Raw genomic sequence first — 11,898 nt, 5'->3', positions numbered from 1 at the left:
CGCTAACCCAGATATGCCTTGATCACAGCCGGGTTCTTCTGGATTTCTTCGGGCGTGCCTTCGGCGATGACCCGCCCGAAGTCCAGCACCACGATCCGGTCAGCAAGGTCCATAACAACGCCCATGTCGTGCTCGACCAGAACCACTGGAATCTTGCGCGCCTCGCGCACATCGAGAATGAAGCGCGCGAGGTCTTCTTTCTCTTCCGAGTTCATGCCAGCCATCGGTTCATCCATCAGCAGGATGGATGGTTCCTGCGCCAATGCGCGGCCCAGATCGACACGTTTGCGCAGCCCGTAGCCCAATGTGCCCACTGGCCGGTTGCGGATTGCTTCGATCTCCAGAAAGTCAATAATCTCTTCGGCGGCTTCGCGATGCTCTGATTCCTCCCGCATCACGAGCCCAAACTGGAAAAAGGCCTGGATCACATTCGATTTCATCAGCATGTGACGACCGATCATGATGTTTTCCACCACGGTCTGCCCGGCAAAGAGATGGGTGCCCTGAAACGTACGCGCCAGTCCGCGCCGGGCGATCTGGTCTACACGCAGGCCGGTAACGTCCTGCCCGGACAACTCGACACGGCCCTTCTGCGGACGATAGAAACCCGCAGTAACGTTCAGAAGTGATGTTTTTCCGGCACCGTTCGGACCGATGATCGCAAGCAATTCATCGTCGTTCACGGTAATGCTCACATCGTCGAGCGCCGTCACACCGCCAAATTTCAAAGTTGCACTGCGCACAGCAAGCGGCGATGTGACGATCCCCCCATTCGTGGTCATGACTCAGCCCGTGCCTTTTGCCGACAGCCCATGGAACGGCACATAACCTGACCGAACGGTGATCCGCAAGTGACGAGGTTTCCTCGCATTTTTCTCCTCCCACCTCTTATTTCAGAGGGCTGCTTGCCGGAGGTGCCAAGCCGCTTTCTGATACCTAACATATGTTAGAAAGTTAAATCAACAATTGAATCCGCCGCCAAGCAGAACCGCTCAGACAGTCGCGTATTCTGCGGTAAAGCTTCGAAGACCGGTTTGATCCTGGCACCAGACGGTTCCGGAGTTTTCGGCCCCTTCACTATGCAACTGCAATTCGCAGGGCAGGGTCAGCGGTGCCAGTCCCCGGAAAGAAAACCGGTGGGGCGACGACTTCAAGGCTTCCGCCGCCAGATTCAGAAGAAGCGTCGCCTGCAATGGGCCATGCACAACAAGCCCGGCATAGGCTTCGGTTTCGGTGGCGTAGACGTGGTCATAGTGGATGCGATGGGCATTGAACGTCAGCGCCGAATAGCGAAACAGCAGCACCGGATCCGGTGCAAGGCTCGATCTGAGCGTGGTGGGGTCAACCGCGGCAGGTGCGTTCTTGACCGGGCGGGGCACAGAAATCTCACGATAGACAATCGATTGCTTCTCCCGAATACAAAGCCGGCCGCCGCTCGAATACTCGTGTTCTACGGTCACAAAGACCAACGTTCCGCTGCGGCCCTGCTTGGCTGTTATATCCCCGATCACCGAGCGGCGGGTGACGGCTTCGCCGATCGTCAGCGGCGTGAAATGTGTAACATCGCCGCCGGCCCACATGCGGGCGGGCAGCGGGACAGGGGGCAGAAATCCACCCCTTGCGGCATGGCCATCGTCTGACAGGGCGGCAGCTGGCACGGTATCAAGGGCAATACACCAATGAACCCCCAGCGGGACATCACCTGCTCCGCCCCAAAGTTGCGGACCGAACGCGGCACGGAATTTGTCGATCAGACCGTGCGTCAGGACGTCTTCTTTGGTTTCAGTGCGTCCTAGCCAGGGTGCCAGCGCGTCAAGGTCGATCTCATTCATGGTCCCTGGCCTCAGAACGACCGCGGCATACCCAGGATATGCTCGCCGACATAGGACAGGATGAGGTTGGTCGAGATCGGGGCCACCTGATACAGTCGGGCCTCGCGGAACTTGCGCTCGACATCGTATTCGCGCGCAAAGCCGAAGCCGCCATGAGTCTGGATGCAGGCATTGGCCGCTTCCCAGCTGGCATCGGCGGCCAGTAGTTTTGCCATGTTCGCCTGTGCCCCGCAATCCTGCCCGGCGTCAAAGCGTCTTGCGGCCTCGAAGCGCATCAGGTTGGCGGCCTCGACGTTCACATAGGCCTTGGCGATAGGAAACTGCACGCCCTGATTCTGACCGATCGGGCGATCGAAGACAATACGCTCGCCGGCATAGGCGCGGGCCTTGTCCACAAACCAGTATCCGTCCCCGATACATTCCCCGGCGATCAGCGTGCGCTCGGCGTTGAGCCCGTCAAGAATGTGGTAAAATCCGCGGCCTTCGGTTCCGATCAGGTTCTCGGCGGGAATCTCCAGGTTGTCGAAGAACACTTCATTGGTTTCGTGGCCCGGCATGTTGGCGATGGGGCGCACCTCCATGCCATTGCCGATGGCCTCTTTCAGATCAACCATTAAGATCGACAGGCCCTGGGACTTCTTCTTGACATCTTTCAACGGTGTGGTGCGGGCCAGCAGGATCATCAGGTCCGAATGTTGAATGCGGCTGATCCAGACCTTCTGGCCGTTGATCACATAGCGGTCGCCCTTCCTGACCGCTGTAGTCTTGAGCTTGGTGGTGTCGGTCCCGGTCGTCGGCTCGGTCACGGCCATGGACTGCAGGCGCAGCGCGCCGCTGGCGATGGCGGGTAGGTATTTCTGCTTCTGCTCGTCCGAGCCGTGCCGCAGAAGCGTGCCCATGTTATACATCTGCCCATGGCAGTGGCCCGCGTTGCCACCGCAGCGGTTCACCTCTTCCATGATGATCGAGGCTTCGGTCAGACCCAGGCCCGATCCGCCGTATTCCTCGGGGATCATCGCGGCGAGCCAGCCCTCGCGGGTCAGCGCATCGACAAATTCCTCGGGGTAGGTTTCGTTCTCGCCGAACTTTCGATGATATTGCGGCGGGAACTGTGCACAAAGCGCGCGCAGGGCATCGCGCAGGTCGCCATGGGTGTCGGGGGCTGATGTCTGCATCGTTTATTTCGCTCCCGGTCCCGAGGTTTCAAGGATTTCCTGCTCGGCACGCTGCCACAGCTCATAGGAAATTGGGTTTTCGCTTTCCTCAAGGATATGGCCGACCAGCCCGATGGCCCGCGCCATCACCCCAAAGCCGCGCACGATCTTCCACGGAAAGCCGAATTCGCAGCAGATCGCGCCGATGGCACCGGTAGCGTTGATCGGCAGCATCTTGCCCGATCTCGCCTCGGCCACGCCCTGAATTTTCTGGATCAACTCGATGTATTGACCGGATTTGCCGTTCTCGGCTGCGATCTGGAACAGGCGCGGTGTGCGCGGATCGACCGGCTTGTGAACCGGGTGGCCCAGCCCCGGCACGATGGCCTTGCGGGCGTGGAACTTCTCAACCGTTTCCAGCGCTATGGCATCCAGATCGGCGCCGGTGCCGCGCCTGTCCTGCGGCAGCGCCTCGTAGAGCATTTTTGAGGCGCCCTCCATCGAGCCGACAAAAACCGTGCCCAGCCCGCACAGTCCCGCCGCCACCGCCGCCTGAAGCGATTCCGGTGCGCCCATATAAGTCATGCGCGCGGCCAGCGCCGAGGGCGTGATGCCATGCTCCACCAGGGTGATGATGATGGCGTTGAAGACCCGGCTTTCCTCTGGCGTGGCCTTGCGGCCCGTCAGTTGCAGAAAGGCGAGATCGCCTAGGTTCATGTGGCCCAGAATCTCGTTCGGCAGATCAAGGCCCCGCACGCAGATCTTGTCCGGCGTGCTCCAGGCGATGTTCGAGCTAATCTTTTCCTTGCGTTTTCCCATCAGACCGGATCCCACGAAAAGACGTCCGCCGACACTTCGAGCGGTGTGAACTGCGATCTGAGCGTGGGCATGGCGCGCTCGGCGATTTCATCCGCTGTCCAGCCCTCGCCGGAATGAACCGACCGCACCGGGCGGGGCTGGTTGAACAGGAAGATCTCGTTCTTGCGAACCGCAAAGACTTGTCCGGACACGTCAGCCGCGCGGTCGCTCATCAGGAAACAGGCCATCGGCGCAACTTTTGCAGGGGTCATCTGCTTGATCTTCTCGACCCGCGCCACCTGTTCCGGGGTGTCTGTCTTGATAGACGAGATCATCCGGCTCCAGGCGAAGGGCGCGATGCAGTTCGACCGCACGTTCCACCGCTTCAGGTCGAGCGCAATCGATTTCGACAAGGCGGCGATGCCCAATTTGGCAGACGCATAATTGGCCTGCGCCAGATTGCCGATCAGACCCGAGGTCGAGGTCATGTGAACCAGAGCGCCGCCTTCCTGTTCGCGGAAATAATCGGCGGCAGCGCGGCTGGTATTGAAGGCACCATAAAGATGGACCTTCACCACCGCATCGAAATCCTCGTATGTCATCTTGTGGAAAAACCCGTCGCGCAGGATGCCTGCGTTGTTGACCACCGCGTCAATGCGACCGAATTCCTTGACACCGGCCTCGATCATCGCACGCGCGGCCTCGGGGTCGGTGACCGAACCGCCATCGGCGATCGCATCACCTCCGGCGGCTTTGATCTCTGCGACGACGGCCTGAGCGGCGCTTTCGGTCTGGCCGGTGCCTTTCAGGGACGCCCCCAGATCATTGACTACCACCGCCGCCCCTTCGGACGCCGCCATCAGCGCGATATCGCGGCCGATACCGCCACCCGCGCCGGTGACCAGAACCACTTTTCCGTCAAGCGCCTTCGCCATCTTCATCCCTCCTCAGTTTGCCTTGCGGTACTTGTCGAGCCCGCCGGTATGCATGACCCGGCCCATGAGAGGCACGCCGATGATCTCTTCCGCCTTGACCGCCGCTGCGATCAGCTTGTCCAGATCAATGCCGGTTTCGATGCCAAGCTCGTGGCACAGGAACACCGCATCCTCAGTGCAGACATTTCCTGCGGCGCGGGCGTGGCCGTGGCCCGCGAAAGGACAGCCGCCAAGACCGGCGACCGAACTTTCGAACATGTCCACGCCCATCGACAGGGCGGCATGGAGATTGGCGATGCCAAGCCCGCGCGTGTCATGAATATGCATCCCGATGCGGGCACTGGGTGCCAGTTCCCGCAGCGCGCCGATCATTCGTTTGACAGCCTCGGGGTTGCCCCAGCCCATTGTATCGGCGATCACAAGGATCGGTACGGGGATGTCCTCTTCTTCGCACAGCTGAAGAACGAAGCGGAAATCGTCCAAGATGCGCTCTTGCGGGATGGGGCCTTCGAGGTTGCAGCCGAAGGCCGTCATCACATAGGCCGCGTCGATCGTATATCCCTCTTCCTTGTAAAGGCGAACCCAGTCGCGTTGTTTTTCCCGCATTTCCGCGGAGGAACAATTGTTGTTCGATTGGGCAAACGCCTCGGAAGGATATAACAGCAGGCGCGGGTCGATATCGACCTCATGCGCCGTCAGGGCCTTGCGAAACCCTTTGTCGTTCAGCCATAGTGACGTGTAATTCACGCCCGGCTTGCGCTTGATACGCTGGAACAACTCCCCGGTGTCCGCCATCTGCGGCACGTATTTCGGGCTGACAAAGCTGCCGACCTGAATGCGCTTCAGACCGGTGTCGCTGAGCATATCGATCAGTTCGATCCGCTGTTCGATCGGATAGATCTTCTTTTCGATCTGAAAGCCCTCGCGCGGGCCTTCCTCACGAAATTCGACGAATTTGGGAAAGTCGCTCATCTCATAGCTCCTCGGATGGCAGTATCTCGGCGATGACCTGGCCGCGATTGACCATGTCACCATTCGAGACGGATATCTTGCTGGCGGTACCGGCTGCGGCAGCGCGGATCGAGATTTCAAGTTTCATTGATTCCATGACCGCGATCACGTCGCCTGCGGCGACGGGTTGACCGTCGGTCACCTTGATCTCGACGATCATGCCGGTTAGCGGCGAGACCACGGCGCGATCCGCTGCCGCATCGCCGCCGGCAAAGGTCAGCGGCGTGGCCGGGCGAAAGATCAGCCGACCTTCGGGCGTGTCCATCTCAATCACCCCGGCGTGGAGCCGCGCGTCGATCAAAAGGACGGTATCGCCCTCGCTCAGGCGCCATCGACCCGGCGTGATTTCACGCGCGGTCAACATGGTAGCATCGCCGTTTTCCGAAATAACGGTGTATTTGTCACCCGGTTTGACAGGGCCGACGCGCAATTCCTCCGATGCACCGGCGGAATCGGTGAGCGTCACGCGCTGTCCCGCCTCAACCGCATCTCCACCCAGGCCAAGCCGCCAGCCGGTGAAGGTATCGCGGTTGCTCCAGGGATCCACGTCCGCATCGCGGCGCGACGTTGCCACGAACAGAATCGCGGCTGCCGCCTTCCACCGCTCGGGGCGGGTAAGGGGGGGCGGCTGTGTCAGCGCGTCAAGCTGGCCGTCGATCCAGCGCGTATGAACCTGCATCTGCCCGAATTCGGGGTTTCGCGCTAGCGCCGTCAGAAAGGCACGGTTAGTTTCCACACCCTCCACCGCGATATGGTCCAGCGCCGTCGCCAGCCGCGCCAAGGCGGTTTCCCGGTCGGGCGCGTGAACGATCAGCTTAGCGATCATCGGGTCGTAATAGGGCGTCACCGCGTCGCCTTCTTCGACACCGCTGTCGATCCGCAGGCCGCCGGGCAGGCTGAGCGTGGTCAGCGTGCCCGTCGAGGGGGCGAATTGCATGGCCGGGTCTTCGGCATAAAGCCGCGCCTCGACGGCGTGGCCGTTGATCCGCAGATCCTCCTGAACAAGCCCCAAGCCCGCGCCCTCCGCAATGCGCAGGTGCAACGCGACCAGGTCCAGCCCGGTGATCGCCTCTGTGACGGGGTGTTCCACCTGGATGCGCGGGTTCACCTCCAGAAAGAAATACTCGTCCCCCGCGACCAGAAATTCGACCGTGCCCAGGCCGCGATAATTGAGCGTTTCGCCCAGGCGCACCGCGTCATGCGCGATCTCGTCAAGAAGCGCGCGAGGCAAGCCCCAAGCCGGGGCCTCTTCGATGACCTTCTGGTGGCGGCGCTGAAGCGTGCAGTCGCGCTCGAACAGGTGCAGCACATGGCCCTTGCCGTCGCCCGCGATCTGCACCTCGACATGGCGTGCCTCGGGCAGGAAGCGTTCCAGCAGAAGGCCCTCGGAGCCAAAGGTGGACTTTGCTTCGCGCAGCGCGCCCTCGATGTCCTCCACAAGCGTGGCTTCAACCGTCACGAGCCGCTGCCCGCGCCCGCCGCCGCCGCCGACCGCCTTGAGCAGCACCGGTAGGCCCATCTTGCGCACTTCCTGTGCGATTTCCTGCGGGTTGGAGCGCGCGCCCTGGGCGCCCGAGACAACCGGAATGCCGGCAGCAACCGCCGCGTCCTTGGCGCTGGCCTTGTCGCCGAAGCGTTCCAGCGTTTCCGGTGTCGGCCCCATGAAGATCATGCCTGCGGCTTCGACCGCGCGGGCGAAATCTGCGTTCTCTGCCAGAAAGCCGTAACCGGGATGGATCGCATCGGCGCCGACGGATCTGGCGGCGGCGATGACTGCGTCGATCTTCAGATAGCTCTCGGATGCGGGACCGGCACCGATGCAGACAGATTTGCCGATCTCACGGACGTGAAGGGCGTTGGCGTCGGCCTGCGAATGCACGCCAACAGGGGTGATGCCGCTGGCCCGCGCGGTGCGTGCGATTCGGCAGGCGATTTCGCCGCGATTGGCGATAAGAAGCGTTTTGATTTTCATGGTTTGCGCCTCACATCCTGAACACGCCGAAATGCGTTTCGACCTTGGGCCTGCGCGAAGCGATGTCCAGCATCAGCGCCATGACGTCCCGGGTCTCGGCAGGCTCGATCACGCTGTCGATCCAGAGGTTGGAGGCGAAATTGTAGGCCCCCTGGAAATCTTCGTATTCCTTGCGGATTGGTGCCTTGAAGGTTTCCTCCTCCTCGGGTGTCCATTTCTTGCCTTGGCGTTCGTTGATCTGGGCGCGCACCTGCGCTAGCACGCTGGCGGCCTGTTCCGGCCCCATGATCGCGGACCGGCCCGTGGGCCAGGCGAACATCGCGTCCGGCTGGAACGGGCGGCCAAGCATGGCCAGGTAACCCGCCCCGTAAGAGCCGCCGGTGATGATGGTGAACTTCGGCACCCGCGCCGAAGACATGGCGGTGATCATCTTGGCGCCCGCCTTGGCAATGCCCATCTGCTCGACGTCGCGGCCGACCATGAAGCCGTTCACATCCGCGAGGAACAGCAGCGGGATATCGCGCTGGACGCAGAGATTGATGAAATGCGTAGCCTTCAGCGCGGCCTCGACAAAGAGCACGCCGGTGTTGGCCAGGATGCCGACCTCGTGGCCATGGATTCGGCCCCAGCCGGTCATGAGGGTGTCGCCGAAAAGTGGCTTGAACTCGTGAAAATCGCTGTCATCGACAAGGCGCGCAACAATCTCGCGGTTGTCGGTCGGCACCCTTGGGTCTCGGCTGACGACGCCATAGATCTCCTCGACCGGATAGGCGGGGGGGCGCGGCGACGTCGGCGTCTTGCGCGGCTGCGGTTTTTCGCCCAGGTGGCTGACGATTTCGCGGGTGATGGCCAGCGCGTGCGCGTCATCCTCGGCAAGATGGTCTGTCACGCCGGAAACGGACGAATGCATCTTGCCGCCGCCCAGCGTTTCGGCATCGACCTTTTCGCCGGTCGCAGCAAAGGTCAATTCTGGCCCGCCCAGATACATGAAGCCCTGACCGCGCACGATCACCACCTCGTCGCAAAGCGCCGGGATATAGGCGCCGCCCGCGGTGCAGGGCCCCATGACCACGGCGATCTGCGGTACGCCATCGCCCGACATGCCGATCTGTTGATGGAAGATTGAGCCGAACTGCCCCTCATCGGGAAAGATACTCGCCTGCTCCGGCAGAAACGCCCCGCCGGAATCGACCAGGGTGATCACCGGAAGACGGTTTTTCCAGGCGATTTTCTGCGCCCGGACGTGTTTGCGGCAGGTCATGCCGAAATAGGTGCCGCCCTTCACGGTAGCGTCATTGGCGATTATCATGCACTGACGTCCCTCGATCACGCCGATGCCGGTGATGATCCCTGCACCGGGTGGCACGCCTTCATATTTGTTCAGCCCGGCGAGTTCTCCGATTTCGAGAAAGGGCGTTCCCGGATCGATCAGCCGCTCGACCCGTTCGCGCGGCAGGATCTTGCCTTTGCTGACATGCCGTTCCCGCGCATTTTCCGGGCCGCCGACGCGTTGTAGCAGCCGAAGCGCATGCAGTTCGCCGACCTTTTCCCGGTAAAGCGCATCGTTTTTCCGGAAGTCGTCGGACCCGGTGTCGAGAAGGGATTTCATTTTCGTCATGGCAGGTCCGGGTACTTTCTGAGGACAAAGGCGACCTTAGCTGCGCCGGGTTTTTCAAACGTATCCGGCGCGACCAGGCGAATGTCGGCCCTGAAAACGAGGGCATCGCGCAAGCGCTGCTCAATCTTATTCTTGAGGGCGTTGTCATCAGATGGATCGCGACCGGGACCGCGTTCGACGATCACTTTCAGCGCGCCCTGAGTAGTGTGGCCTTCGAAATCTGCCACGATCCGCATGACACCATTGGTTTCGGGCACCATTTCTGTGATCACGCTGTTGATCGCCGAAGGAAACACATTGGCCCCGCGCACAATCAGCATGTCGTCGGTCCGACCGGTGCAACGGATCTTGGGGCCGGTGCGGCCGCAGGAGCACTCGGTGTCGATGACCTCAATATAATCGCCCGACCGGAACCGCACCAGCGGGCTTGCCCGCCGGCCGATCGCGGTATAGATCATCTCGCCCTCGGCGCCTTTTTTCCAAGGAATGATCTCGCCACTTTCGGGATTGAGCAGTTCGGTGATGATGTAGTCCATGTTGACCATATGCATGCCCGATTGCGCGTCGCATTCGGCCCAATAGGTCACGCCCAGATCGGTGCCCCCCAGCATCTCGGTGCATTTGGCACCCCAGGCCGCTTCGATCTTGGCGCGGATCGCCGGGATGCCGCCGCCCGGTTCGCCGCCCACGATCACCCGCTCGACGCCCAGCTCGCTGGCCTTGCAGCCAAGCACTTCCGGAGCCTTTTCGGCCAGATGCAGAACGAAGTTAGGTGCGCCGACGATACAGCGCGGGCGCGTGTCCGCACAAGCGCGCAGCAACCTTTCCGCGCCGCCATCAGCCCCCACCGGCACGTCGATCGCACCCATGTATTGCAGTCCCTGCATCACCGGGATGCCGCCGACAAAGCCCTTGGCCAGCGAAAACGCATGCAGCACCATGTCGCCGGGCCGCACGCCGTTGGCAAAGAAACAGCGCGCCGTCATCTCGTGCCACATCTCGGCGTCGGATTCGGTCAGGGCCACATATGCGGGGCTGCCGGTTGTCCCCGACGAGGCCTGCATCTGGATGATGTCGGCCATCGGCGCGGCGCGGTGCTTGCCGAAGGGCGGCTCTGCCGCGAGGCTTTCGCGAATCTCGGTCTTGTATGTGTAGGGCAGCTTTTGCAGGTCTTCGATGGTGCGGATATCGCCGAATTCCACACCGGCCTCGGCGAACTTCTCCTGATAGAAGGTCGAGTTCGCCTTGAGATAGGCCATTTGATCGCGCAGCCGCTCTTCCTGAATGCGGCGCACCTCCTCGAGCGGCGTGCCCTCGACTGGGTGCCAGAAGTGATCGTTTACCTTGTCGGCGGCATCCTCCCGCCGGAAGCGCATTCCATATTGCATATTATCCTCCATTCCCGGCCGGGCGATCAATAGGACCGCGGCAGACCCATGACCTTTTCGCCGATGAAGCTGAGGCACAGCTCGCGGTTCACGGGTGCCGTACGCAACAGGCGCACCAGCGGATACATCTCGTAGAGTCCGGTATCCTCGGTGAAACCCGATCCGCCATGCGCCTGCAGTGCGGCGTCCACCGCTTCGATCCCGGCTTCGGCGGCGAAGTATTTGGCCATGTTCGACGAGGCCCCCGCGGGCAGCTTGTTGTCGAACTCCCACGCTGCGCGACGGGTCATCAGGCTGGCCATTTCAATGGCGGTGTAGGCCTTGGCCATCGGGTGCTGCACACCCTGGTGCGCCCCGATGGGTTGACCGAAGACATTGCGTTCGGACGCATAGGCCACACCTTTGTTCAGGGCGAAGCGGCCGATGCCGCAGCATAGTGCGGCCAGGATGATGCGCTCGGGGTTGAGGCTGTCGAACAGGATGGAAAACCCTTCGTCCACTTCGCCGACCACGTCCTCGGGACCCAGATCCACCTCGTCGAAAAACAGGGTCCACTGTTCTTCGGGCAAGGGGATCGAGATCTTCACCCGTTGTTGCGCGACGCCCTTCTTTTTCAGGTCCACGGCAAAAAGGGTGAACCCGTCGGTCTTGCGGCTGACCTCGGTGTGCGGCTTGGTCCGCGCCACAACCAGGCAATAGTCGGACACATCGGCCCCGGTGATGAAGGTCTTTTCCCCCGTCAGGCTGAACCGGTTGCCCCGGCGCTTGGCCAGCGTGGTGGACTTCATCGTGTTCGACCCGGCCCCCGGTTCGGTGATCGCGAAACAGAACTGGATTTCGCCCCGGCAGGCGGCTGGAAGCAGCTCTTTCTTGTGGAACTCGGTGCCGTGGCTGGCGATATGGGCCAGCGACATGGTCGGGCCGACCACCATCATCAGCAGCGGAATGCCGTGATTGGCCGTGCCTTCCATGAACAGGGCCATCTCGGTCATGCCAAGCCCGGCACCGCCGTATTCTTCGGGAACCATGATGCCCAGAAAGCCGTCATCGGCAATCTTTTGGAACATGTCCCTGGGAAATTCATGTTTCCGGGCATGCCGCAGCCAATAATCGTTGTCGAATTCTTGCGCCAACTGACCGCCGTATTCGTAGATCTGGCGTTGTTCGTCGTTCAAAGTGAATTCCATGTT

The 11,898-nt window shown here is 61.5% G+C and carries 10 protein-coding genes; all 10 read right to left on the bottom strand.

The features are described 5' to 3' along the window. Positions 1–2 precede the first annotated feature (2 nt). Positions 3–782: an ABC transporter ATP-binding protein gene (locus tag IMCC21224_RS23655; protein ID WP_047998046.1), complete on the bottom strand. Its 780-nt coding sequence runs from the start codon at positions 780–782 to the stop codon at positions 3–5. Between the two features lie 210 nt (positions 783–992). Beyond that, positions 993–1,832, bottom strand: a complete 840-nt coding sequence (locus tag IMCC21224_RS23650; protein WP_047998045.1) for a MaoC family dehydratase N-terminal domain-containing protein — start codon at positions 1,830–1,832, stop codon at positions 993–995. Between the two features lie 11 nt (positions 1,833–1,843). After that, a complete protein-coding gene (locus IMCC21224_RS23645; protein WP_047998044.1) occupies positions 1,844–3,007 on the bottom strand; it encodes an acyl-CoA dehydrogenase family protein in 1,164 nt (387 codons plus the stop codon). 3 nt (positions 3,008–3,010) lie between these two features. Then, positions 3,011–3,805 carry a citryl-CoA lyase gene (locus tag IMCC21224_RS23640; RefSeq protein WP_047998141.1) on the bottom strand — a complete coding sequence of 265 codons (795 nt, stop codon included), beginning with the start codon at positions 3,803–3,805 and terminating at the stop codon, positions 3,011–3,013. After that, entirely contained in the window at positions 3,805–4,719 is a 915-nt protein-coding gene (locus IMCC21224_RS23635; protein ID WP_082135449.1) for an SDR family NAD(P)-dependent oxidoreductase, read from the bottom strand. The genes IMCC21224_RS23640 and IMCC21224_RS23635 overlap by 1 nt, the downstream gene beginning before the upstream one ends. A gap of 12 nt (positions 4,720–4,731) precedes the next feature. Further along, positions 4,732–5,691 carry a hydroxymethylglutaryl-CoA lyase gene (locus tag IMCC21224_RS23630; protein ID WP_047998042.1) on the bottom strand — a complete coding sequence of 320 codons (960 nt, stop codon included), beginning with the start codon at positions 5,689–5,691 and terminating at the stop codon, positions 4,732–4,734. A 1-nt stretch (position 5,692) separates the two neighbouring features. Beyond that, positions 5,693–7,702 carry a biotin carboxylase N-terminal domain-containing protein gene (locus tag IMCC21224_RS23625; RefSeq protein ID WP_047998041.1) on the bottom strand — a complete coding sequence of 670 codons (2,010 nt, stop codon included), beginning with the start codon at positions 7,700–7,702 and terminating at the stop codon, positions 5,693–5,695. Between the two features lie 10 nt (positions 7,703–7,712). Continuing rightward, positions 7,713–9,320, bottom strand: coding sequence for an acyl-CoA carboxylase subunit beta (locus IMCC21224_RS23620; RefSeq protein ID WP_047998040.1), 1,608 nt, complete (start codon positions 9,318–9,320; stop codon positions 7,713–7,715). After that, complete coding sequence (locus tag IMCC21224_RS23615; protein WP_047998039.1) at positions 9,317–10,708, bottom strand: phenylacetate--CoA ligase family protein; 1,392 nt, start codon at positions 10,706–10,708, stop codon at positions 9,317–9,319. The genes IMCC21224_RS23620 and IMCC21224_RS23615 overlap by 4 nt, the downstream gene beginning before the upstream one ends. A gap of 26 nt (positions 10,709–10,734) precedes the next feature. After that, on the bottom strand, positions 10,735–11,895 hold the full coding sequence (locus IMCC21224_RS23610) for an acyl-CoA dehydrogenase family protein (protein ID WP_047998038.1): 1,161 nt from the start codon (positions 11,893–11,895) through the stop codon (positions 10,735–10,737). Positions 11,896–11,898 lie beyond the last annotated feature (3 nt).

The organism is Puniceibacterium sp. IMCC21224, from assembly GCF_001038505.1.
GTDB lineage: Bacteria > Pseudomonadota > Alphaproteobacteria > Rhodobacterales > Rhodobacteraceae > Puniceibacterium.
This window is presented reverse-complemented; position numbering and strand designations above follow the sequence as displayed.